General features: G+C 44.2%; 25 protein-coding genes. 16 read left to right on the top strand and 9 right to left on the bottom strand.

Annotation, left to right across the window (positions count from 1 at the left end):
- Position 1: 1 nt before the first annotated feature.
- Positions 2 to 472, bottom strand: a complete 471-nt coding sequence (mraZ, locus tag H6550_04055) for a division/cell wall cluster transcriptional repressor MraZ (protein ID MCB9045297.1) — start codon at positions 470 to 472, stop codon at positions 2 to 4.
- Positions 473 to 772: 300 nt separating this feature from the next.
- On the opposite strand from mraZ, the gene bamD reads away from it, so the two are divergent.
- From bamD to H6550_04040, 3 genes are all read left to right on the top strand, one after another.
- A complete protein-coding gene (gene bamD, locus H6550_04050) occupies positions 773 to 1585 on the top strand; it encodes an outer membrane protein assembly factor BamD (GenBank protein ID MCB9045296.1) in 813 nt (270 codons plus the stop codon).
- Positions 1575 to 1895, top strand: a complete 321-nt coding sequence (locus H6550_04045) for a DNA-directed RNA polymerase subunit omega (protein MCB9045295.1) — start codon at positions 1575 to 1577, stop codon at positions 1893 to 1895. The genes bamD and H6550_04045 overlap by 11 nt, the downstream gene beginning before the upstream one ends.
- Positions 1896 to 1978: 83 nt before the next feature.
- The gene (locus H6550_04040) at positions 1979 to 2677 is read left to right on the top strand and encodes a noncanonical pyrimidine nucleotidase, YjjG family (protein ID MCB9045294.1); all 699 of its coding nucleotides are present in this window, start codon (positions 1979 to 1981) and stop codon (positions 2675 to 2677) included.
- Here H6550_04040 and H6550_04035 read toward each other — a convergent pair.
- Positions 2674 to 3057, bottom strand: coding sequence for a cupin domain-containing protein (locus H6550_04035; GenBank protein MCB9045293.1), 384 nt, complete (start codon positions 3055 to 3057; stop codon positions 2674 to 2676). The two genes, H6550_04040 and H6550_04035, sit on opposite strands and share 4 nt — an antisense overlap.
- A 5-nt stretch (positions 3058 to 3062) precedes the next feature.
- A complete protein-coding gene (locus H6550_04030) occupies positions 3063 to 3344 on the bottom strand; it encodes a DUF721 domain-containing protein (GenBank protein ID MCB9045292.1) in 282 nt (93 codons plus the stop codon).
- A gap of 83 nt (positions 3345 to 3427) precedes the next feature.
- Between H6550_04030 and H6550_04025 the strand changes: the two genes are divergently transcribed.
- The 7 genes from H6550_04025 (at position 3428) to H6550_03995 (ending at position 10633) form a co-directional block, all read left to right on the top strand.
- Positions 3428 to 3922: a hypothetical protein gene (locus tag H6550_04025; GenBank protein MCB9045291.1), complete on the top strand. Its 495-nt coding sequence runs from the start codon at positions 3428 to 3430 to the stop codon at positions 3920 to 3922.
- A 110-nt stretch (positions 3923 to 4032) separates the two neighbouring features.
- On the top strand, positions 4033 to 5049 hold the full coding sequence (locus tag H6550_04020; GenBank protein ID MCB9045290.1) for a hypothetical protein: 1017 nt from the start codon (positions 4033 to 4035) through the stop codon (positions 5047 to 5049).
- A 228-nt stretch (positions 5050 to 5277) separates the two neighbouring features.
- On the top strand, positions 5278 to 5550 hold the full coding sequence (rpsO, locus tag H6550_04015; GenBank protein ID MCB9045289.1) for a 30S ribosomal protein S15: 273 nt from the start codon (positions 5278 to 5280) through the stop codon (positions 5548 to 5550).
- A 73-nt stretch (positions 5551 to 5623) separates the two neighbouring features.
- Positions 5624 to 7975 carry a polyribonucleotide nucleotidyltransferase gene (gene pnp, locus H6550_04010; GenBank protein ID MCB9045288.1) on the top strand — a complete coding sequence of 784 codons (2352 nt, stop codon included), beginning with the start codon at positions 5624 to 5626 and terminating at the stop codon, positions 7973 to 7975.
- 210 nt (positions 7976 to 8185) lie between these two features.
- Positions 8186 to 8551, top strand: a complete 366-nt coding sequence (locus H6550_04005) for a hypothetical protein (GenBank protein ID MCB9045287.1) — start codon at positions 8186 to 8188, stop codon at positions 8549 to 8551.
- Positions 8552 to 9218: 667 nt separating this feature from the next.
- Positions 9219 to 9971: a sensor histidine kinase gene (locus H6550_04000; GenBank protein ID MCB9045286.1), complete on the top strand. Its 753-nt coding sequence runs from the start codon at positions 9219 to 9221 to the stop codon at positions 9969 to 9971.
- Positions 9972 to 9973: 2 nt separating this feature from the next.
- Positions 9974 to 10633 (top strand): response regulator transcription factor, encoded by a 660-nt coding sequence (locus H6550_03995; protein ID MCB9045285.1) that lies wholly within the window; start codon positions 9974 to 9976, stop codon positions 10631 to 10633.
- Here the strand turns inward: H6550_03995 and H6550_03990 are convergent.
- From H6550_03990 to H6550_03980, 3 genes are all read right to left on the bottom strand, one after another.
- Entirely contained in the window at positions 10620 to 12104 is a 1485-nt protein-coding gene (locus tag H6550_03990) for a polysaccharide biosynthesis protein (GenBank protein MCB9045284.1), read from the bottom strand. The two genes, H6550_03995 and H6550_03990, sit on opposite strands and share 14 nt — an antisense overlap.
- 114 nt (positions 12105 to 12218) lie before the next feature.
- Positions 12219 to 13268, bottom strand: a complete 1050-nt coding sequence (locus H6550_03985) for a 2-oxoacid:ferredoxin oxidoreductase subunit beta (GenBank protein MCB9045283.1) — start codon at positions 13266 to 13268, stop codon at positions 12219 to 12221.
- A 160-nt stretch (positions 13269 to 13428) separates the two neighbouring features.
- Positions 13429 to 14055: a hypothetical protein gene (locus tag H6550_03980; GenBank protein ID MCB9045282.1), complete on the bottom strand. Its 627-nt coding sequence runs from the start codon at positions 14053 to 14055 to the stop codon at positions 13429 to 13431.
- 381 nt (positions 14056 to 14436) lie between these two features.
- Between H6550_03980 and H6550_03975 the strand changes: the two genes are divergently transcribed.
- A complete protein-coding gene (locus H6550_03975; GenBank protein ID MCB9045281.1) occupies positions 14437 to 15099 on the top strand; it encodes a T9SS type A sorting domain-containing protein in 663 nt (220 codons plus the stop codon).
- A gap of 39 nt (positions 15100 to 15138) precedes the next feature.
- The gene (murI, locus tag H6550_03970) at positions 15139 to 15960 is read left to right on the top strand and encodes a glutamate racemase (protein MCB9045280.1); all 822 of its coding nucleotides are present in this window, start codon (positions 15139 to 15141) and stop codon (positions 15958 to 15960) included.
- Here murI and H6550_03965 read toward each other — a convergent pair whose 3' ends face one another.
- Entirely contained in the window at positions 15961 to 17610 is a 1650-nt protein-coding gene (locus tag H6550_03965; protein ID MCB9045279.1) for a CTP synthase, read from the bottom strand.
- A 209-nt stretch (positions 17611 to 17819) separates the two neighbouring features.
- On the opposite strand from H6550_03965, the gene H6550_03960 reads away from it, so the two are divergent.
- Together H6550_03960 and H6550_03955 are read left to right on the top strand one after the other, a co-directional pair.
- The gene (locus H6550_03960; protein ID MCB9045278.1) at positions 17820 to 19799 is read left to right on the top strand and encodes a dehydrogenase; all 1980 of its coding nucleotides are present in this window, start codon (positions 17820 to 17822) and stop codon (positions 19797 to 19799) included.
- Positions 19800 to 19872: 73 nt separating this feature from the next.
- Positions 19873 to 20721, top strand: a complete 849-nt coding sequence (locus tag H6550_03955; protein ID MCB9045277.1) for a hypothetical protein — start codon at positions 19873 to 19875, stop codon at positions 20719 to 20721.
- On the opposite strand, the gene H6550_03950 is transcribed toward H6550_03955, so the two are convergent.
- Positions 20718 to 21140: a RidA family protein gene (locus H6550_03950; GenBank protein MCB9045276.1), complete on the bottom strand. Its 423-nt coding sequence runs from the start codon at positions 21138 to 21140 to the stop codon at positions 20718 to 20720. The genes H6550_03955 and H6550_03950 overlap by 4 nt on opposite strands.
- A gap of 72 nt (positions 21141 to 21212) precedes the next feature.
- On the bottom strand, positions 21213 to 22670 hold the full coding sequence (locus tag H6550_03945) for an aldehyde dehydrogenase (protein MCB9045275.1): 1458 nt from the start codon (positions 22668 to 22670) through the stop codon (positions 21213 to 21215).
- A gap of 605 nt (positions 22671 to 23275) precedes the next feature.
- On the opposite strand from H6550_03945, the gene H6550_03940 reads away from it, so the two are divergent.
- Both H6550_03940 and H6550_03935 read left to right on the top strand, forming a co-directional pair.
- Positions 23276 to 23797, top strand: a complete 522-nt coding sequence (locus H6550_03940) for a hypothetical protein (protein ID MCB9045274.1) — start codon at positions 23276 to 23278, stop codon at positions 23795 to 23797.
- A gap of 496 nt (positions 23798 to 24293) precedes the next feature.
- On the top strand, positions 24294 to 24881 hold the full coding sequence (locus tag H6550_03935; GenBank protein MCB9045273.1) for a Crp/Fnr family transcriptional regulator: 588 nt from the start codon (positions 24294 to 24296) through the stop codon (positions 24879 to 24881).
- The last annotated feature ends 89 nt before the right edge of the window (positions 24882 to 24970 follow it).

Raw genomic sequence — 24970 nt, 5'->3', positions numbered from 1 at the left:
ACTAATTATCTAACGGTTTCGCACTACCTCCCGTCACACGCTCTGCCAAATCACTGAAATCATCTTTGTAGTCGTTGATATATGCATAGTAGGTATCTTTATCCCACAGCTCAACTTTGTTGCCCTGTGCGGTAAAAACCATATCTTTATCTTTAGTTATGCCGGCATGTTCCAACAGCATTTTAGGTACCAGCACCCTGCCAGCTGAGTCTACGTCTACAAACGAAGCTCCGTTGCGGAACAGCCTTTTAAATTTCCTGACTTCCGGTTTGAAATCACTTAACCCGTCTACCTCTGTGGCTATCTTATTCCAGGTATCTAACGGGTATAATGTCAGGCAGTTCTCAAAACCACGGTTGATGACAAATCGCTCGCCACTACCCTCGGGCAGTTGCTTACGGAATGACGCGGGCAGTAAAAAACGGCCTTTGGCATCCACCGATATCTCATATTCACCAACGAGGTTGAGCATTTTTTATAGAAAATCTAAAATTGACGACTATTGACACAAAATAACACGATTTGACACTATTTACCACCATTTGACAGGAATGAATTTTTCCACATATATCATATTGCCTGAAAGCTTGTGCCACAAAGGGTTTCAGGTCGATATCAACCATGCCTGCATAACTTCATGTTAACATCTTGTGGATTTATGTGGATTACTTGTGAATTGACTGTATAATTCCCTGAAAGACCCTTTTAACAGAGTTTTACAGAGTATTTATGGTAAACATTAGGATTTGTATTAGCTTTGCACCTCTTTATTATGCGAACTGCTGTTCATAACTTATTGTATGTACTTGTCTTAGCTGTACTTTTTTCGTCCTGTAGCGGATACGAAAGGGTATTGAAAAGCAATGACGTGAACATGAAACTGGAGAAGGCCAATAAGTACTACGAGCAAAAGAAATACCCGCAGGCCAACGCTGTATATGAAAGCCTGATACCTGTAATGAAGAATACCCGTAACTACGAGCCGTTGTATTACAGGTACACCTACACCTTCTATTACATGAAGGATTATATCTCAGCGTCTTACCACTTCAAAAACTTCGCTGAATTCTTTCCAAAGAGCAAAGATGTTGAAGAGTGTGAGTTCATGCATGCGTTCTGTTTGTTTAAGGAGTCACCCAAGGCATCGCTGGACCAATCATATACCCACAAAACAGTGGGTGCATTGCAGACTTTTCTGAACGCTTATCCAACCAGCAAAAGGGCACCGGAGGCCAACAGGATGATAGATGCCTGCAGGAAAAAACTGGAGACGAAAGAGGCCGCATCAGCTAAACTATATTATAACATAGGGCACTACAAAGCCGCAAGTATTGCTTACCAGCAGGTGTTGCTGGAATACCCTGAGTCGGCCAACAGCGATAAATACCAGTACATGATCGTAAAGGCATGGTACCAGTACGCTAAACAAAGTATTAAAGCAAAGCAGGAAGAACGTTATGCCAATGCGCTGAACGCCTTCCGGGAATTGAAAGAAACATACCCCCAATCAAAATATACAGGCGAAGCGCAAAAGTATGTTACGCTTGCCGATAACAGCATAAAAAAGTTAAGAAATGAGCAGTAACAAAAGGGCTATGGCAGCCGTTAACCCATTGATAGAAACGCGTGACTCATTGGCTATCAAAGAAAGGACAGGCAACTTGTACGAATCTATCGTTGTTATGTCTAAACGTGCCAACCAGATAGCAGTAACTATGAAAGAAGAGTTGCACCGCAAGCTGGACGAGTTCAGCAGCCACACTGACAACCTGGAAGAAATTCACGAGAACAAAGAGCAGATAGAAATATCACGCATCTATGAGCGTATGGCCAATGCACCTCTGCAAGCCGTAAACGAGTTCATGGACGATAAGATATACTATCGCAAGAAATAAGCGTTTACCTGTTAAATATATAAGAGCTACTCCGTTTCCGGGGTGGCTCTGACGTTTTTATACCCCACCGGTATTGCAGAGATATGAACAACAAATACAAGCATATTTTCTTCGACCTGGATCATACCCTATGGGATTTTGACCTGAACTCTGCCAATACCCTGAAACGCGTGTATAATGAGCTGCAACTGGAGCAGCAGGGCGTTACAGATTTTGATGATTTTTTACTGAAATACAACGACCATAACCAATTACAATGGGACCGTTTCCGCAAAGGGCTGATACGCCGCGAAGAGTTGCGCTGGAAAAGGTTCTGGCTTACCCTGCTGGACTATAAGATAAACAACATCAACCTGGCCCACGAAATGAGCAGCGCCTACCTGGAAATACTCCCTCTGCAGACAGAACTGATGCCACATGCCAAAGAAATGCTGGACCACTGCAACGGCAGGTATACCATGCACCTGATAACCAACGGCTTTGACCTGACGCAGAGAATGAAACTACAATTCTCCGGCATCAGCAATTATTTTACTGAGATCATCACATCAGAACGGGGACATTCTATGAAACCCCACCCCGGTATATTTGAATATGCACTGAAAGCAACCGGTGCAGCTATAGAAGAAAGCATTATGGTTGGCGACGCACTGGAAGTAGATATTATCGGTGCGAAAAATGCGGGTTGGGACCAGGTGTACTTTAACCCGGCAAGAATAGCTCATACTGAAAAGCCTACCTATGAGGTTGCCTGCCTGAGCGAACTGAAGGGGATATTTTAGTCTCCTGTAGGAATAATATTAGCCGTCTCCACCATCAGCATCACTACTTTCTTCGGGGCACGGGGGCGGTGCATCATTCCTTTTGATATGGTCACTCCCTGTTTGGGGCCAAGTTCTATGGTACGGTCACCTTCAATGTCTATATACAATGTACCTTCTACCACATAGAAGAACTCATCGTCATTATCATGCTTGTGCCAGTGAAAATCACCTTCTATAACACCGAGACGCACAACGCTATCATTCACCTGCGTCAGAGTCTGGTTCCACCACTTTTCCTTACAGGCATCTACTATCGATGGGATGTCTATCAACTCCTGGTGCCCATGGCGAATATCCAGGTTGATATTGTATTTGTCGTGGTCTGTATTTTCAGGCATGTATATTATTTTATTACGATCTCAGTAATGGCATTATCCTTCAGGTACTCGTTGATGGTAGCCTTCAGTTGTTCCTTACCCATGTTCAGCTCCTGTTTCAGCGGAGCCACATCTGTATATATGGTCAGCGTGCCATTATACACTTTCAGGTCGCGGGTATATTTGGCAATGGTCTTGCCGGCTATCTGCTCCCATTCGTCACGAATGCGCAGTTCCGTGACCTTGGGTTTCCACCCCGACTTCTGCATCAATAGTTGTATGGCCTCGCCGATACTATACTGTCCCATAGCCCAAATTTACGGTTTACAGTTGAGAGTATCCGGTGTTGGCAGGCTATTATTTTCAATCGGTCATTATGTATATTTATATAATGAAACAGACTTATGTACTGTTATTATTAATGTTAGTATCATGGCTTGCCCACGCATGCGAATGTGATGTAAAACCTTGCATTGATTCTGCTATTAAAAATGCTGACTTTATTATTTCCGGCAGAGTATTAGATGAAAAAGTTGTAAGGTTACTTCGTTATTCAGGTGATCTGCAATTAGATCCAGACTCTGTAGAGTACGCTGAATCTCTTTTTAAACAAGCATTAATTGCCTATACCTTTAAAACAGATAACGTATTCAAAACTAAAAATGGATATAGTTCAGATACTATTATAATTTATAGTGAGGTTGGCGCTGGAATGTGTGGAGTAGATTTTATTAAAAATGCAGACTACATTGTATATGCTACTGTGATGCCCATATACCATCATGGGAATGAGATAAATATCTATTATACTGATAAATGCACACGAACTGACCTGTATGACAAAAAAGAAGAACAACTCTTAAAGAAAGAGCTTCATAACAGATAACAAATATCTTATCAACTCTTCCAGTTTATAAGATAATACTCTGCAACATATAAAAGCTATTGAAATAAACATAACACGGTATAAACAATAACGGCTTGTATTTTTATCATATGAAAACCCTTTACTCACTTTTATTCATCATTATATATTTCACGGGAATATTACATGCGCAGTCGGACACCTTAAAGGCGGGCGAGTTGGAACAGATACGAACAGGTTCCAACGAATCATCTATGGCATATTTTCAACGTATGGCCGGACTATCCGACTACAGCGATAGTATCAAAGCAAGCGAACAACTATTGAAAATAACACCATACTACCTGATGTGGGAATGGCGCAATACCCAAAGGCCGGATACTATGCTGGCCGCATATATATTAACAACAGATGCCCGTGCTAAATGCCTTGCACAATACGATAGCGCCTTTCATGCACCCAAGTCAGACGCTTATCTACGTTTTGAGAAAATGGCAGAAGAAGACCAGTTGGTAAGGCATATGCTGGAGAAATGTGCTGACACCTTTAGCTGTCGGAAAATAAACGAACGGATGAGGAGGATTGATAGCACGAACTTCTCCTTTCTGTACAGCTATGTAACAGAATACGGCTGGCCCACCATTGAGAACGGCTCACTGAACGCTACCTTGCTGGCGATACACGACCACGCTCACCACAATTTTTATATGCCTTATCTAAAAAAGGCTGCGGCAAAAGGACAAGTAAGCATCAGCGCCTTGTTACTCATCAATCATTTTATAACCACAAGCATGACCAATGAAGAGTTACTGAAGATTATAAACTCAAAGAACCATATCAAGATAAACATCAGCGAGATGATACATAATGAGATGCCGAGAGCATCCAGGAGGATACAGAAGATATTCAGTGAGTCATGCGGAAAGCCATTCAGGTTCTATTACATATTTGAAACACCACTTGAACAGCATTTCAGCGATTGGAGCAATCTTCAACATAACAAACCCGGGGATGATAGAATTATCAGGAGATTTCAGAAGGAGCTCCAACCATTCTGTAAATCGAAAATAATAGACCCATGTGTATGGCATATATCCCGAATTGTAGCCGAGCAGACAAAGCTTTTTATGGTTATTGTATATGATTGACACCTGTGTACCTGGGCTTATTGTCGCAGGTACATTACACTATAACTACTGGAATGCATCAAAATAAATATAAACCGCTATTTTTGAGCAAGTTATGTAATATGCAACTTATACTCCTGACCCGTACCCGCATTACATTAAATATATTTTACGAAAAACACTTTTATTAAAGGATTTCCCTATCTTTGCAAGCTGAAAAAGTGTAGTTATATTAAAATTTTGATGTAAATGTCTTATTTAACAGCTGACAAGAAAGCTAATATCTTCAAAACGTACGGTGGTAGCGAAACCAACACCGGGTCTATCGAGGGCCAAATCGCTTTGCTTACTGAGCGTATCAACTCAATCTCCGCTCATTTAAAAGCAAATAAAAAAGATTTCTCTACCCACCGCGGATTGATGAAAATGGTAGGTCGCCGCAAGCGCCTGCTGCAATACCTGAGCCGTACCAACCTGACGTCTTACCGTTCTCTGATAGAACAATTAGGCATCCGTAAGTAGGTTATTACTTTATTTAACTATTCCCAACTCTTAGTTGGGAATAGTCTTTTATGAACACATTTAAAAATATTTTATGATTCCAAACCCGATTTCCGTATCCTATAAAATGGATGACGGACGCGAGGTAAGCATAGAGACCGGGCGTATGGCGCGCCAGGCCGACGGCGCTGTTGTAATGCGCCAGGGCAACTGTATGATCTTAGCTACAGTTGTTGCTGCCAAAGAACCAAGACCGGGACAGTCATTTTTCCCGTTATCCGTTGATTACCAGGAGAAATTTGCATCTGCAGGCCGCATACCAGGCTCATTCTTCAAGCGCGAAGGACGTATCACTGACTCTGAAGTACTTATTTCAAGGCTGGTAGACCGTGCACTGCGCCCACTGTTCCCTGACGATTATTATTGCGATGTACAAGTACTGATCACCCTGATATCATCTGATCCTGAAGTGATGCCTGACGCACTGGCCTGCCTGGCTGCATCTGCTGCATTGGCAGTTTCTGACGTGCCTATACAGGAGATCATCTCTGAAGTACGCATAGGTCGTGTAAATGGTGAAATGATAGTAAACCCAACCCGCACACAACTGAAAGATGCGGATATGGACTTCATCATTGCCGCTACACAGGATAACATCATGATGGTGGAAGGTGAAAGTAAAGAGTGCAGCGAAGAAGACATCGTTAAAGCATTGGAACTGGCACACGGAGCCATCCGCACACAAATAAAACTGCAGGAAGAACTGCGTGATAAAAAAGGTGTTGCAGGCAAACGTGAAGTAGCTGAAGCAGCCTCTAACGAAGAGCTACAGAAACGCGTAAGCGATTTTGCAGCAGCACGCATACTGGAAATAGCCAAAGGTGCATTGCCTAAAGGCGAACGCAGCGAAGGCTTTAAGAAAATACACACAGAGTTTGAAGAAACACTGACAGACGAAGAAAAAGAGGATAGCGACCTGATGGCCTTAGTGAACAAATACTTCTACAAACTGGAGAAGAAAGTTGTTCGCGATATGGTATTGGATACACGTGTAAGGCTGGATGGCCGTAAGCTGGATGAGGTGCGCCCGATAACAATAGAAACGGACGTATTGCCTTCTCCGCACGGTTCAGCGTTGTTCACCCGTGGTGAAACACAATCGCTGACTACTGTAACACTTGGTACCAGCGAAGATGAGCTGCTGGTTGAAACAGCTGCAACATCAGACTATAACAATTTCATACTTCACTATAACTTTCCTCCGTTCTCTACCGGTGAAACAAAACCAATGCGTGGCCCCGGCCGTCGCGAGGTAGGACATGGTAACCTGGCCAAGCGTTCATTGGCACAGATGATGCCTACAGGAGAAGATTTTCCGTATACAGTACGTATCGTATCTGATATACTGGAGTCTAACGGTTCTTCATCTATGGCTACCGTGTGCGCAGGTTCACTGGCTATGATGGACGCAGGTGTACCTTTCCCTAAACACGTAGGTGGTGTGGCAATGGGTATGATATCCGATGGTCCTAAATATGCTATCCTGACAGACATACTGGGCGATGAAGATCACCTGGGTGATATGGACTTTAAAGTAACAGGTACACGCGATGGTATTTGCGGTATACAAATGGACATCAAAGTAGATGGCCTGAGTATGGACGTAATGCGCGAAGCGCTGGAGCAGGCACGCAAAGGCCGCCTGCACATACTCGATAAAATGTATGAGGCAATACCTGAAAAACGCGAAGACCTGAAACCACATGCTCCGCGTGTTGTTCAGCTGAACATCGACCGTGAGTTCATTGGTGCGGTTATCGGGCCGGGTGGTAAGATCATACAGGAAATTCAGCGCGAAACAGGTACCACTATCTCAATAGAAGAAGTGAACGACCGTGGCGAAGTGAAGATATTCGCTTCTGATAAGGCCAAGATCGACAAGGCATTGTCATGGATAAAAGGTATAGTAGCTGTGCCTGAAGTAGGTGAAACTTACGAAGGTAAAGTGAAGTCTATCGTTCCTTTCGGTGCGTTCATCGAGTTCATGCCGGGTAAAGAAGGTTTGCTGCACATATCTGAAGTAAGCTGGAAACGCCTGGATACACTGGAAGGTGTACTGAGCGAAGGTGATACCGTTAAGATAAAACTGATAGGTACAGACCCTAAATCGGGCAAACTGCGCCTGAGCCGCAAAGTGCTGATGACAAAGCCTGAAGGTTATGTAGAGCCTGAGCAACGCGAGCGTAGCGACAGGGGCGACCGTGGCGACCGCAGAGGTGGTAACGACCGCCGTCGTGATGGTGGTGACCGCCGTGGTGGTAACGACCGCCGTCGTGATGATAACCGTGGCGAACGCCGTGAGCGCCCGCGCAACGAGAATAACAACGAACAGACCAAAGCCGAAAAGCCGGCTGATGACAACAACGATGCGGACCTGAGTCTGTAACAAGGTTGTCGATAATAATATACAAAAACGCTCCTGCCGTTAAGCAGGAGCGTTTTTTATTTCCCTTCTATACTAATTTTCTTCAACAAAAAAAACGTGAAAAACACCCTATGACAGGGAGCAATATCTTAATACCTTTAGCAGCTTCCTACCGGAACGAACGCTTAATTCATCATCTAAATTTTTTCACTTTACAAAAAACAAACAATTATGTCTGAAACAACAAATGGCGCGGAAGTATCAGTTGCTACCGCCAACGGTTACATTACTGATTTCATCACTGATTACTATGATACAGGAAAAGTACCTGTAAAATCTATGATCATGAGTGCCTCCCTGTTGCGTACTTACCTGGCCAACGCAGCCATTGAGAATGTAAAATTCATGCTGGGCTCAAGGAAGGTAGACATCAACGGTACTGAAACAGAAGTATTAACATTGGTTGTAGGCGGCTATGATGCTAATGGTAATTATGTACTCACGACTAATGGTGAAGTACTAGACCATATGGCTCCATGCCCTAACAGTTGCCCAACGGTAGGCGATGCTGCTAGTGACACTATTATTGTTAGCTAATGTGGCTTATTTTATTAAAAATATATATCTTATTATTAGCAGGTGTGTCTGTCATTAGTATCACTCGCTACAAAGTTGTAGACACATCTGCTAAATTTATTGTTGCACTTTTATTACTTACTTCATTTTCAGAAACTGTTGCCTATTATATATCTATTACAACAAAGAACAATCTCTTCATATACCATATATATAGCCCAATTCAATTACTTCTACTATCAATCTTCTATAATTATACTATAACCTTTTTCAAACCAAAGAACATTGGACTACTTATTGGTGTTACTGGTGTCATAGCCTCAATTTTATTTTCAATTTTATTTCAAAACCCAACATCATCATTAAATACCTATTTTCTTGTTTTAGAATCGCTCCTAATAATCGGGATGACTTTATGTTATTTCTATGATTTTTTGAATACAACTCACACTACTAAACAGTTTACTACCCCTAATTTCTGGATTGCTTGTATATTGTTGATATACTGGAGCTTTACATTCTTTAGGTGGTCAGTTGGTGTTGCAATCCCGTCTATCAGTCTTGAAAATACCAAGTGGATAAACTACATGATGTACTTTATTAATATGGTTACATATACAGGCTTTGGTTTGGTTTTTTTATTTTACAGGAAACTACTTCCTAAGTGACAGAGACAAATTCAATATTAATGATGGTATTAGGGGCATTTTTGTTTACCCTATTCGCCGTTTTTACAATATTGTTTATCGCGCTGCAAAAAAAGAAACAGCACCGCTACCTGATAGAAAAACAGGAACGCGAACACCGATATAGTCGCGAGCTGATGCAAAGCCGCCTGGAAGTACAGGAACAAACCCTGAAAAATCTTTCTGCAGAACTGCATGACAATATTGCCCAGGTGCTGGGCATGGCCAAGATGCAACTGCACGTGCTGGCCGAAAGCACTGAAAATGAGCAGCCTAATATGGCACGCGAAACAGCCGAGATGGTTGGCGAGGCCATAAAAGACATCCGCAGTATGAGCCACCTGATGAATGGTGCTTACATACTGAAACAAGGCCTGCACGAGAGTATAGAAAAAGATCTGCAAAGAATATCTTCGGCTTTAAGAATAAAATGTAACTTTAAGGTATCCGGGAACCCTTTTGACCTTGACGAAGATAAGGAGTTGATACTCTTCCGTGTTATCCAGGAATGTGTGGCGAACGCAGTAAAACACGGAACACCGTACTCTATCGAAGTATCACTCAATTACCACCAAGGGACATTAAGTGTAGAGATCGTTGATGATGGTAAAGGCTTTGATCCGGAGAATTTAAGTAAAGATCACGGATTGGGGCTGATGAACATCAGGGAGCGTGTGCACCTGCTGAATGGCAAGGTGGACATCACTTCTGAATTAAAAAAAGGAACACGTATTCAACTTAATATACCACAGTAAAAATGGAGCGCGAAAGGATAACTATTGCACTTGCTGACGACCATACCATGTTCAGGCGGGGCCTTGTATCTATACTCAAAGCTTACAAAGATATTGACGTGTTGTTTGACGCGGCTAACGGCAAAGAGCTGATAGAAATGATCAAAGGAGCAAAAGAAAAGCCCCGTATCTGCATCATAGACGTAAGTATGCCGGTGATGCACGGCTACGATACCGTAAAGCACATTAAAAAGCAATTTCCGGAAATACTGATGCTGGCTTTGTCTATGTTCAACGATGAATCGAACATCATACAGATGCTGCGTTCGGGCGCCAATGGGTATATACTTAAAGACAGTGAGCCCGCCACACTGGTAGACGCCAAACGTACAGTAGACCGGCGTGGCTTTTACGATTCTGAACTCATAACCAAGGACATTCTCACCAATGTAAAACATGAAAAAGAATCCGGTAATGAGCAGGTACCCATGTCGGGCAAGGAATTGCAGTTCCTGAAATACTCTTGTACGGAAATGACCTACAAAGAGATAGCCATAGCTATGGATGTGGCAGAACGCACTGTGGACGGCTACCGCGACAGGTTGTTCGAAAAGCTGGAAGTAAAATCACGCATCGGGCTGGTGGTATATGCCTTGCGCAACGGCATCGTTAACCTCTACTGAGTTTAGGCAGGTTGTCCTTCTCTACCTTGTATACATAAGCAAGGTAGGCGAATATCATGACCGTACCTGCTGCAAAGCGCAGCCATACATTCGGCACATACATGCTGAAACCTACATGTGCAAAATATAACAACAGCATCAGCCCGAAGAAACGTCCTATCTTACCCACTTCATACGGTACCGGGTACACGCGTCTGCCCCAGAAATAAGATATGACCATCATACCACTATAACAGGCCAGTGTAGCCCATGCTGAGGCCATATAGCCATATATAGGTATGAAGAAAAAATTGACACCCAGCGTTATAGCTGCTCCTATCAATGTGATGATAGTAGCAGCTTGTGTTTTCTGAGAAAGCTTGTACCAGAACGACAGGTTATAATACACTCCCAGGCTCATATTGGCGATCAACAATATAGGTACTACTTTCAGCCCCACCCACATTTCTTCGTTCTGTATAAAATACTTCCAGAAGTCTATATATAGCGTTACTACCAGGAACATGGTCGTCATGGCAATGACAATATAGGTCATCACGCGTGAGTATGTTTCGGGCGCGTTCTTTTTCTTCGACTCGGCAAAGAAGAATGGCTCTGCTCCCAGCCTGAATGCCTGTATGAATATGTTGATGAGCAACGACAGCTTATAGCAGGCGCCATATATACCCACCTGCACTTTTTCCGTTGCTTTATCAGGGCTCAGCCAGCCCAGCATGATACGGTCGAATGTTTCGTTGATAACACCGGCAAAACCGGCTATCATCAGCGGCAGAGAATACAGCAGCATCTCCTTCCACAATTTGAAACTACCCGCAAAACGAACGGATAATACTTCGGGGGCCAGCATTAACAGCATCAATATCGAGGAGATAAGATTGGCCAGAATATAATAGCCAACGCCTAGGTTCGGGTCGTACCATGACGCAATAAAAGAGGCCGGACTATCTGCCGCTATGTCCGGTAGATAACTGTAAAAAAATACGGTGGCTACTATGTTGGTGAGTATACCCGCTATGCGGATGAACGCATACTTGCGCGGACGGTTGATCAACCGCAGTTTGGCAAAAGGTATCACCGCAAATGTATCAACAGCAATGATCAGGGCCGTCCATGTAATGAACTGAGGATGGTCGGGCACTTTGAGTGCTACCGCCAGTGGCTCATTCAGCAGCAGCAATATGGTTGTGAAAATGAGCGTGGTAATGATGATAGATAAAGAAGTAGTATTGAACACCACATTGTTATCCTCGTCCTTATTGCTATACCTGAAGAAAGTTATTTCAAAACCATACGTGAAGAGTGCGCTCATAAACGGTATGGCCGAGTAGATCATACTCATCTCGCCATACTGTGCTGCACTCAATATTTCCGGCCGCGTCAGGTAAGGTGTCAACAGGTAATTGAGGAAACGGGCCGCAATACTGCTCAACCCGTACCACATTGTATGATTGGCTAATTTCTTTATTGACATAGGATACCCTACCGGCCTCCCTGTAAGGAGGAGATGGTTAATTTATATCTATTGATATTATTTCGTGAAAATACAAACTACTAACCTAACTACTAATACCTGGCCATCAGCCCCTTACTCCTCTATCACCCATGTCTCCCTGCCGCGCAACAGCTTGTCCAGGTCACCGGCACCCTTTTGGGCTATAGCGTCTTCTACCTGCAGATTCAGTGTCTCTTCATAAGTTGGGCGTTCTGTTTCATAGAACACACCTATCGGCCTTGGCAGATGACCCTCATGCGCCGGGCTGTCAAAGAAACGGGTAAGTATCTGTGCTTTAAAGAAATCTTTTTCGTCGTGTATCCACAGGTCATCCTCACTATATCCGTCGCCTAAGGTCACCAGTTGTGGTTTATGCCCATCCAGCCTGATACCCTTATTACCATCAGCACCAAACACCAGTGGTTTATCCTGCTCCAGCACCAATACCTCGTCACTGCGTGTTTTCTTATCGGTAAACACCTCAAAAGCACCATCGTTGAAGATGTTACAGTTTTGGTATATCTCCAGGAAAGAAGCCCCGTGGTGCGCGTGTGAGCGTAATAACATTGCCTGCAGATGTTTGGGGTCGCGGTCCAGCGTACGGGCAATGAATGAAGCATCGGCACCCATAGCCAGCGCCAATGGATTGAATGGATGGTCGATACTGCCGAACGGCGTAGACTTGGTCACTTTATGTTCTTCTGACGTTGGAGAATATTGCCCCTTGGTCAGTCCGTATATCTGGTTGTTGAACAACAGGATATTTACATCAAAATTCCTGCGCAGCAGGTGTATAGTATGATTCCCTCCTATGCTAAGTCCGTCACCATCACCTGTCACTATCCACACGCTCAGCTCAGGACGGGTAGCCTTAAGCCCCGATGCTATGGCAGTAGCACGGCCGTGAATAGAGTGCATACCATAAGTATTCATATAATAAGGGAAACGGGAGCTACACCCTATACCCGAAATAATAACGATATCCTCACGGGGAATGCCCGTCTGGGGCAGTATGGTCTGTACTTGCTTTAGTATTGAGTAGTCTCCGCACCCCGGGCACCAACGCACTTCCTGGTCGGTAGCAAAATCTTTTGCTGTCAGCTTCACTTGTTCCTGCTCTCCTTTTGTTACTACGTCACTCATAAGTAAAAATATTAGGCAAAATTACTGCTTTTACTGCATGATAGGAAACCCCGACGTATTTATGACAATATTTTAGGATACGCTTAATAGTTTAGCACTTTATGGGTACAATCGATTTTTACGACCCCGGTTTCTACCGGGGTTGTTGTATTTAATAATACTACCTTAAACGCTCCAGTTCTTCCGACAGGTTAGCGCGGGCCTGCTGTTCATAACGCTGATACAGTATATCCGTCTTATATATCCTGTCCTGGTCAAGGAAGTGTTGCAACACTCTTTTGCGGCCTGACCTGTACAATAAGTCTGGATATTTTCTGTATTCTTTGCCTACCTGCTCAGTATATTCTGCATATTTCTCCGGTACAGCTCCCAATATCAACAGGTCAATATCCAGCATGAATCGCGCATCATAACTATCTGTTTGTTCATCTAAAGTATGCGATGCAGTTGCCCTGATCATGTCGCAGGTTTTAGCTATCACCTCATCATCTACCCCAAGATTTGTCATATGTTGTTGTGCCAGCACTGCACTCTTTTCTTCATTTTTTGCCTTCATCACATTGTATATGGCATCGTGATACCATATAGCCCATCTTACAACTTCGGGCTGTTTCAACTGTTCACCATATATATCTGTAAGCCTGTGCAATGCAGTGATATGTACTAAGTTGTGATAGTGCCGATCGGGGCTGTTGTACAGCTTATCCAACTCTTGCAGAAATTTATGTTTTTGTTCCGGCAATCCTGCTGTCAGTTCATTCCAGTTCTGTTCCAGGTATGGTGTCATACAATTACATTCTGATAACGGAAGTTAGCACTATTATCAATGCAAGATAAGTTTACCGTAAAATGACAATAATGATATTCAAAGTAAAAATCATGTTAATAAATGCCTTATATTTATACTATGAAAATAAGTTCCTATATCCTTTTATTGTTCCTTATAGTTTTTTGTCATCAATCTGTTGCTCAGCCATACCAAAGCATTTTTGGGAACACAACTACCCTTTGGGCATCTACTGATATCGATTTCCCCTGGCTTCCTAGTTCCAGGTATTTTAAAACCGCTGCATGGACAGGGAATGATACATTCGTCAATTTTCGTTGGTACAAAACTGTCTTTTATAGAGACGCTAGTGAACCCTGTGGCCTGATAAGGGAGGATACTATGACAGGAAAGGTGTGGTACAGGTCTTTGCCTTACTTAAATAAATACATTTTCCCGGGTGATTCTATAGAAAAGCTCGTTATGGATATGAGCCTGCAAATAGGAGACACTTTTGAGTTCGGGCTACTAGCCGGTTACTACATGGCTCCGGTACAGACAGTTACAAACGTATATGTTGATCAAGGTCGCAAACACATCGAATTTCAAAAACAATTCTCAAGCAATGATAAACTAAGTTTTATAGAAGGACTAAGTACTTCTATAGGCTTTGTGTATAAGGACAGCAATAAAATAATACAATACAAAGATGCATATAGCGGGATGCTGTTATGCATATATAAAGATAGTATGAACGTGTATCGTTCACCATATGCCATCACAGGTTTTCCTGATGCTTGCTACCCGCTGAATGTTAATAACATTCAACCTGCAAGTCCTTTGTCTGTATATCCCAATCCATCTTCAGGAATATTTACTATTAACTCACCACCGGTCAATACTGCCATTGTCGTGAAGGATATTGACGGCCGAACGGTTTTTGAAGTACCTGAGCAAAAACAGGCGAAACTATCTGTAGATCTTACTGAGTATCCCAAAGGTGTATATTTTATACAGGCGACAAGCGAATACGGATCTTTCTATCGTAAGATAGTATTACGATAGTACACAAAGACCTCCCTCCTTTCCCGTATCTTTGTCAGTATGCGGTCTAAACCCATAGGTATATTCGACTCAGGCTTTGGTGGCCTCACTGTTTTTAAAGCTATTAAAAACAAGTTGCCCGACTATGATTATATATACCTGGGCGATAACGCCCGCGCCCCTTATGGCGACCGTTCTATGGAAGCAGTATACGAGTATACGCTAGAAGCTGTTGAATACCTGTTTGCCATGGGCTGCCCTATTGTGATACTGGCATGTAATACCGCATCGGCCAAAGCATTGCGCACCATACAACAACGCGACCTGCCACGGTTGGGCTCAGAAAAACGTGTGTTGGGTATCATACGCCCCTCAGCAGAAGTAATCGGAGAATACACAAAAACAGGTTCCATAGGTATTGTCGGCACGAGAGGTACTGTATCGTCAAAAAGCTATGTGATAGAAGTACACAAACAATACCCAAACGTAAAAGTGTACCAGGAGGCCTGCCCTATGTGGGTGCCACTGATAGAGAACTATGAGCATGAAACAGATAATGCCGACTATTATATAAAAAAGAACCTGGATGAATTGCTGGCTCAATCACCTGATATAGATACCATATTGCTGGGTTGTACGCACTACCCCCTGCTTATGGATAAGATAAAGAAGTACGTACCCTCACATATACAAATAGTGGAGCAGGGAGGCATTGTAGCCGACAGCTTTGCCAACTACCTGCAACGCCATCCTGAAATAGAGGAGAACATCAGCACGAATGGCAAAATGACATTCTATACCACGGATGATACGGAACACTTTGACAACCACGCCAGCATCTTCTTTGGCGAAAAGGTACAGTCAGTACACCTGCACCTTTAATTATCCCTGTATACTTTTTTCGAATACTTTTTCTGCATTGCCATTACGGTTGCGGGCTTCTTTTGCAGCCTTTACAAACGCTATGAACAACGGATGAGGATTCTCTACGGTACTCTTATATTCCGGGTGAAACTGAACACCAATAAAGTAAGGATGCTCCGGCACTTCAACTATTTCTACCAGGCCTGTTGCCGGGTTGATGCCGGTTGCTTTCATACCGGCCTGCTCATATGCATCCAGGTACTCACTGTTGAACTCGTAACGGTGACGGTGACGCTCAGATATTTTAGTAGTACCATATATCTCAGCGGCTTTTGATCCTGCTTTCAGTTCGCAATCGTAAGCACCCAGCCTCATGGTACCACCCATCTGTTTGATGTTCTTCTGCTCTTCCATCATTGAGATAACAGCATTGTTGGTATCGTCATTCATTTCTGTAGAGTGGGCATTTTCCATTCCCAGCACATTACGGGCATATTCCACACAGGCCATCTGCATACCCAGGCATATACCAAAGAAAGGTACTTTATGCTCACGGGCATACCGTATAGCATCTATCTTGCCATCTATGCCCCTGTTGCCGAAACCGGGCGCTACCAGTACCGCATCAAGATTCTTAAGCTTTTCAACAGCATTTTTAGGCGTCAGGTCTTCAGAATGTATGTTGCGTACTTCTACCTTGCACTCATTCACCGCACCCGCATGTATCAGAGCTTCCAGTATTGATTTATAAGCATCCTGCAGTTCCACATATTTACCTATCAGCCCGATAACAACTTTTGACTTAGGGTAGCGCAGCTTGTTCAGGAACTCTTTCCATTTGGTCAGGTCAGGATCTATCCCCATGGGCAGTTCCAGCTTGCGCAGGCATATCTCATCCAGCTGCTCGCGCATCATTTCCAGAGGTACACTGTAAATCGTATCAGCATCCATCGCCTCTATAACTGCGTCCTGCGTTACGTTACAGAACAGGGCTACTTTACGCTTCAGTTCTTTATTCAGTTGCTCCTCTGTACGGCAAACGAGGATATCCGGGTTCAGCCCATTCTCGCTCATCATTTTTACAGAGTGCTGTGTTGGCTTGGTTTTCAGCTCTTTTGCCGCGCGCAGGTAAGGTATCAAGGTCAGGTGCACCACGATACAGTTTTCTTCGCCCATCTCCCATTTCAACTGGCGTACTGCCTCTATATATGGTAAAGATTCAATATCACCTACCGTACCACCCAGCTCTGTAATAACGATATCATATTCATTCTTTTCGCCCAGCAGGGTCATACGGCGCTTTATCTCGTCTGTAATATGCGGTATCACCTGTACTGTCTTGCCCAGGTAAGCTCCTTCACGCTCCTTATTTATTACATATTGGTATACGCGTCCGGTGGTCACATTATTAGCCTGCGAAGTAAATGTATTTAGGAAACGTTCGTAGTGGCCAAGGTCCAGGTCAGTTTCAGCGCCATCTTCAGTTACATAACACTCACCGTGCTCGTAGGGGTTCAAAGTGCCCGGGTCAACGTTGATATACGGGTCGAATTTCTGAATAGTGGTCTTGTAACCCCTTGCCTGCAATAATTTTGCCAGCGATGCTGCAATAATACCTTTACCTAATGAAGAGGTAACACCTCCGGTTACAAAAATGTACTTAGTCATGACGCTTCTGATTTTTCAGACCGTTTACGTAGCTATAGATCCAATAAATTTTGGGGAATTGCTCAATCGGTCACACAAAGTTAAAAAAGAATTAGTGAAGCAAAAATTTTATTCAACCTCATATCTCAAACGTGGAAATTCCTGAACAACATGTGCATAAAATATGCGATTGCGACAGATAACTTTACATTTGCATTCAAATACCGCATATGCATTTCGACAAGACAGGCTACAGTATAGAACAACTTATTGAGTTATATACACATATGCTGCGCCCTCGCATGATAGAAGAGAAGATGCTTGTGCTGCTAAGACAGGGGCGTATCAGTAAGTGGTTCAGCGGTATCGGGCAGGAGGCTATTGCTGCCGGCGCCACATTGGCCATGGACAACGATGAGTATATTATGCCACTGCATCGCAACCTGGGAGTATTCACATCACGCCATGTCCCATTTGATAAATTATTTATGCAATGGCAAGGTAAGAAAGAGGGTTTCAGCAAAGGCAGGGAGCGCTCTTTCCATTTTGGTACTAACGAATATCATATATGTGGTATGATATCGCACCTTGGGCCGCAACTGGCCATTGCCGATGGTGTGGCACTGGCTCACAAACTGAGAAAAGAACAAAAGATAGCCCTGGCCTTTACCGGAGACGGGGGTACCAGCGAAGGTGATTTTCACGAAGCACTGAACGTAGCAGCCGTATGGGACCTGCCGGTCATATTCCTGATAGAGAACAACGGTTATGGCCTGAGCACGCCTGTAAACGAACAATATGCCTGCAAACACCTGGCAGACAGGGCTATAGGATATGGCATGGTGGGCATTACCATAGATGGTAATAATATACTGGAAGTACATAAAGCGGTAAGCGAAGCAAGAGAATATTGTATACGCGAGCAGAAGCCTATGCTTATTGAATGTATGACCTTCCGTATGCGTGGACACGAAGAGGCCAGCGGTGTAAAATATGTACCCAAAGAACTATTTGAAGAATGGGGCAAAAAAGACCCGGTACAGCGATTTGAAGAATATCTGGTAGAGAATGAGATACTGAACCAGTTCCTCATTAATGAAATAAGGGAAGGCATCAAAGCTGAGATAGAAGCAGGACTTGCCAAAGGTTTCGAGGCCGGAGCCATTGAGCCGGACACGAAAGAAGAACTTGCAGACCTGTATGCTCCTTTTGACAATACAGCCATAGAGCCCGCTACGAATAACAAGAGCGAGAAAAAACTGATCAATGCCATAAGCGATGCACTGAGGCAGAGCATGCAAAAATACCCTAACCTGGTACTGATGGGACAGGATATAGCAGAATATGGCGGTGCCTTTAAAGTCACAGAAGGTTTTGTGGATGAATTTGGCAAAGACCGCGTACGCAATACGCCTATCTGCGAGAGTGCGATAGTCGGGGCGGCGTTGGGGCTTTCACTCAAAGGCTATAAAGCCATGATGGAAATGCAATTCGCTGATTTCGTGACCGTGGGTTTCAACCAGATCATTAATAACCTGGCCAAAATATACTACCGCTGGGGGCAGAATGCCGATGTAGTGGTACGTATGCCTACAGGTGGCGGTGTTGGCGCGGGGCCATTCCACTCGCAAAGCAACGAGGCCTGGTTTACACATACCCCGGGCCTGAAAGTGATATATCCTTCTACCCCTGAAGACGCCAAGGGTTTACTCATAGCCGCTATCAACGACCCTAACCCGGTGATGTTCTTTGAACATAAGGCACTGTACCGCAGTATCAGCAGCATGGTGCCCGACGATTACTATACCATAGAAATAGGTAAAGCCAGGCCTGTACAGGTAGGCGAAGATATCAGCATCATCACCTATGGCAGTGGCGTACACTGGGCTATGCAATACGCAGAGCAACACCCTGATATATCCTTCGATATACTAGACCTGCGCACCCTGCTACCGCTGGATTATGATGCCATAAAAGCATCTGTAAGCCGCACGGGCAAAGTGCTGATACTGCACGAAGACACCCTGTTTGGCGGCATTGGCGGCGAGATAAGCGCATGGATAACAGAACACTGTTTCACCATGCTGGACGCGCCAATTGTGCGTTGTGCGAGCTTAGATACTCCGGTACCATTCGCTATAGAACTGGAGCAGAACTTCATGGCTAAAAGCAGGCTGCACGAGTCAGTGCAAAAGTTGCTGAACTTTTGATTTAGTTAAAATCAGCAACAGCACCCTTTATTAGTCAGCGTGTTTTTTAACTTAGCAGTGGTAAATGCAACAAATGAATAATCGGATATACATATACGGAATACTATTTATTGCAGTTATGCTGGGTGGCTGCAACAACAGCAGCAATCCTACCGGGCAGGCGCCACCTATCAAAATGGGCGACCCGGCCACAATCGTTACCGAGACAGACAGCCAATACCTGGTCGACGTGGTGAACGACCTGAACATAGTTACCAGCAGACCGGTTACTATTGCCTCTACAGAAAAAGACACCTCACCCCAGGCTCCTGCTGACAGCAGCCAACCGACAGCTAATACCGATGTACCAGCCGCGCCTGTTACTGGCGCCGGATTGGAAGTGCCTTTCCCGCAGGTAACATTCTTCATCCCGGGAATAGGAACCAAAACTTATAAAGAGCCTAACCTTGAAACCGACTATGGCGCCAGCTACGAGCTGACAGAAGGTTCGCTGGTGGGTAACAAGATAACCATACAGGGTGCCGAGATCAACGATGTGTATATGCGCTACCAGACCATCATTGTTGCACGCAATAACCTCGGAACCTTACCACTTGAATCGCTGAGAAAGCTGACGGAGTGGAAGAAGGTAAAAGGCAGCAACGGCGTTTACCAGATAGAAGGCCTGGAAGACAACAAACTCCAGGGACTGGTAGTATCCAACAGGGCTATCCGTAATGCCATAAGCCGTGACGCCAGAGCCAGGAACTGGTCGAGGAACGGGATACAGCAGTGGCTGAACTCTGTACGCAGAACCAAGAATACCAAACAAAAACCCATGCACTCCGAGCTTCGCTCTGTAATGTGGAAGGTGAACGGTAAAGACGCCAATGGCCGGCCATTCACCCGTCAGCTCAGGATAGACGTACCGATAGCGCCTTAATCAATTGTTGCAATACACTTGAGCTCGATAGCTATGGGTGTAGGCAATGAACTTATCTCCACCGTAGTGCGGCAAGGCTGATTGTCTTTGAAGTACTCTGCGTATACCCTGTTATAGGTTGCAAAGTCGCGCTTCATGTTTACCAGAAAAACAGTTACGTCTACCAGTTTATCCCAACTGCTGCCACATTCTTCCAATACGATGCGCACATTGTCAAATACGTTGCGGCATTGCGCTTCAAAATCAAACTCGAGGAAGTTTCCGTTCTTGTCCAGTTTCAATCCGGGTACTACCATATCATTCTCACCTGCATTGCGCGGGCCTATGCCCGACAGGAATAACAGGTTGCCTGCTTTGCGGGCATGCGGGTACAATCCTACGGGTTTAGGTGCTTTATCTGTTGAAAGTTTATCGCTCATAATCTTAAGTCAAAATTTAAAAGTTAAAACCAAAAAGTCGCGCGAGATTGCTTCGTTCCTCGCAATGACGTGTTACAACTCCACGCAAACATTTTTAGGGTCTGTAAAGAACTTCATGGCTTCCCAGCCACCTTCGCGGCCTACACCTGAACTGTTGAAGCCTCCGAACGGCGTACGCAGGTCGCGGAACAGCCAACAGTTGACCCAGATGATACCACTCTTCACATTCATAGCTACACGATTGGCACGGGTGATGTCCTGTGTCCATATAGTAGCCGCAAGGCCATAATCACTGCAATTGGCCAGGTCCAGCGCCTCTTCTTCCGTTCTGAAAGATTGTATCGTCACCACAGGGCCGAATATCTCTTCCATATTGGTGCGGCAACTTGCGCCGAGCCCTTCTACGATCGTTGGTTGTATAAAGAAGCCATTCTCGCAGCGGCCGGTACCTTTTACTGCCTCGCCACCCAGCAGTATCTTACCACCTTCTTCTTTGGCCAGTTCTATACAGCTCATTACTTTGTCAAAATGCAGTTTGCTTACTACCGCGCCTTGTTTGCTGTTATCGTCCAACGGGTCGCCGGGGATGAGTTTTGCAGCACGTGCCACAAACTCCTCCTTAAATTTTTCATATATACTCTCCTCTACCAATACACGGCTACCGCAAAGGCAGATCTGCCCCTGGTTGGCGAATGAGGATTGCAGTGTAGTACGCATCATCTTATCCCAATCGCAATCGGCGAATATGATATTGGGGTTCTTACCGCCCAGTTCCAGAGATATCTTTTTGAACATAGGCCCTGCTATAGCAGCTATCTCTTTACCCGCGCGGGTACTGCCTGTAAATGATATTGCTTTTATCTCAGGATGTGATACGATAGCACTGCCACAGTTGGGACCGTTACCGTGTACGATGTTCAGCACACCATCGGGCAGCCCTGCCTCTTTGCAGATGACGCTGAGCAGGTAACCTGTCATGGGCGTCACCTCACTGGGCTTGGCCACCACGCAGTTGCCCGCGGCCAGAGCCGGTGCTATCTTCCACGAAAAGAGATATAGCGGCAGGTTCCACGGAGAGATACAACCCACCACGCCGATAGGCTGGCGGAGCGTATAGTTGATGGCCCTGTCCTCGGTCATATGACTTTCGGAGGCGAAATGCATGAGCCCGGTAGCGAAAAACCTGAAATTACTGGAAGCACGGGGAATATCCACCTTTTTACTGAGCCATAACGGCTTACCATTGTCGTTGGTCTCGGCCAGCGCAAGAGCATCCAGGTTCTCATCTATCAGCTCGGCTATGCGGTTGAGTATCTTGAAACGTTCCTCAGCCGCCGTTGTGCTCCACATGGGGAATGCAGCCCTTGCCGCACCTACCGCCTCTTCAATGTCTTTTATGTCACTATCGGGCGTATGGCTGTACACCTCACCCGTTGCGGGGTTCACATTATCCATGTATTGGCCGCCAAGGGGCGCCTGCAGGCTGCCACCTATATAATTGGCTATATATTCAGGAGCATTGAGATTCATGGTGCAAAGATAAACCCCAGCCCCTAAAGGGGCTTTATTTTCCTGAAAATTGTTAAGTACCGGAATAAGGGGTTTAACTAAGGGCAATATCGCACCGTTGTAACAAGCTGATAATGAATATCTTGAAAACAAACTGTTAAGTGTTGTTAAGTAAAACGGTGTTTTGTTTGTAGTTAACAATTGATAAAAAAGCCCCAACCGATGGTTGGGGCCTGATAACTTATTGATGGTGATCATTTGAATTGGTGGCGGGTAAGGGTGGTATTTCATATGATATTGGGGTTTTGTTTATTATAACAAATATACGCATAATAGACAATATTATCAATTAAATTAGGATTAGGATTTCCCCCTATCCCCCTCCCGGTGAAGCGGGATGATATTCCGGGGAGACTAATTTTGAAAGACGGCATACCGTAAGGCGGCAGAATATATGTTTTTATCGATATAGCTTGAATGCCGGTCGCAGACCGGATGACTTGGTAGACACAGATGCTCTGCGAAACATCTGCGCCAGTGGATTATGATATAAATTTGTATTGTCTATTGGAATAGTTGAATTTATGTAATTCTAAATCAGATCCCTTTTAAAACCGGGCACAACAATGATAATTGAAGCAGAAATAATAAACCAGCCATATTCAGGAGAATACAGCGAAAGGATTTATGACAAGGAAAGCGTGTGGAATTCTCAAAGTTGGACTTTCATTAAATTCACTAATGACAACTTTTCAGAATGGTGTGGACATTTTCGTGGCTTCCCGAGACAAATTGCCATCTCAACAATCAGAAACATTGTTTTGATTTTAACATCGGACTATTTGTACCAACTTGATAGAGTAACGGGAAATTTAACAGCTCTTGAGAACCAACCGCAATATCACAATTTGACGGTTACCCCTAATGGGGATTTTATTCTTGCAGACTCTTACAACTTTGAAAGAGTTAAGGTGAGCATAAAACACAAAGAACGAATTGAAAGCCCAATTAAAATGGACATGATCGAGTTTAAAGATTGGAAAGACTCAAAACTTGATTTCACTTGTGACGAATTCTTAAATTGGGACAGGCATTTAATTATGACATACGATTATCAAACCAACAAAATAGAAATCAAGAATGGCTAAAATCGTACAAACAAATTTAGATGTTTGGATTAGAAGCACTTAGTCGCTGAGTAGCTAAGATGTTATTAGTGTGTGGGTATTCCTTTAAGCGTATCTCCCCCTATCCCCCTTAAGGGGAGACTAATTTTGAAAGACAGCATACCGTAAAGCGACAGAATATATGATTTAACGATATAGCTTGAATGCCGGTCGCAGACCGGATGACCTGGCAGACACAGATGCTCTGCGAAACATCTGCGCCAGTGGAGCGTATCTCCCCCTATCCCCCTCCCGCCGAAGCGGGATGATATTCCGGGGAGACTAATTTTGTATCAGTGTTATTCCAGTATGTGGCGAGAAAGCTTGAATGCCGGTCGCAGACCGGATGACCTGGCAGACACAGATGCTCTGCGAAACATCTGCGCCAGTGGAGGGTTATGCCTTAACAGTATAACCCACTGTTTGAAAAAAGAGTTACATTAACTATTTTAGATAATAATGACACCTGAGACAGCTGATGAATAGTATTGTTGCACATTTTGATAAGTATCTCCCTTTGGATGAAGCGGAAATATCAGCTCTTACGGGTCACCTGGTAGAAAAAAAAGTAAAACGCAGGCAATACATTTTGCAGGAAGGAGACATTTGCAAGTATTTTACGTATGTAGTAAAAGGCTGTTTTAAAATGTACGGAGTAGACAATTCCGGTACCGAATTTAACCTTGCGTTTGCAGCTGAAGATGACTGGATCTCTGACATTGACAGTTTGCATAAAGAAAAACCCTCCAAATTATTCATAGAAGCCATAGAACCGTCAGTTGTGTTGCAGCTATCTAAAGGCGCGCTCTGGTATTTATACAGTAACTATCCAAAGTTCGACCGGAATTTTCGTGTTATTATAGAAGATAAATACATTGAACTGCAAAACAGGCTGCTGCAAACCCTTAGTGTTTCAGCACTTGAGCGGTATGAAAATTTCCTTGAGCATTATCCTAACCTGGCAAATCGTTTGCCGAATACACAGATCGCATCTTACCTGGGTATTACTCCGGAATTCCTGAGCAAAATCAGGAACCAGAGAACGGGAAAACCCTCTAACCCTTAATCTATATTAAGCCTCTTTCTTAATTTAGTTCATAGGCCCGCAATTATAGTCATCGCACCTTTGTGTTGTCAATATCGACAAACAATCTT

Source organism: Chitinophagales bacterium (genome assembly GCA_020636495.1).
Classification (GTDB): Bacteria; Bacteroidota; Bacteroidia; order Chitinophagales; family Chitinophagaceae; genus UBA5543.
The sequence above is the reverse complement of the archived record's forward strand: the minus strand, read 5'-3'. Positions and strand labels throughout refer to the sequence as shown.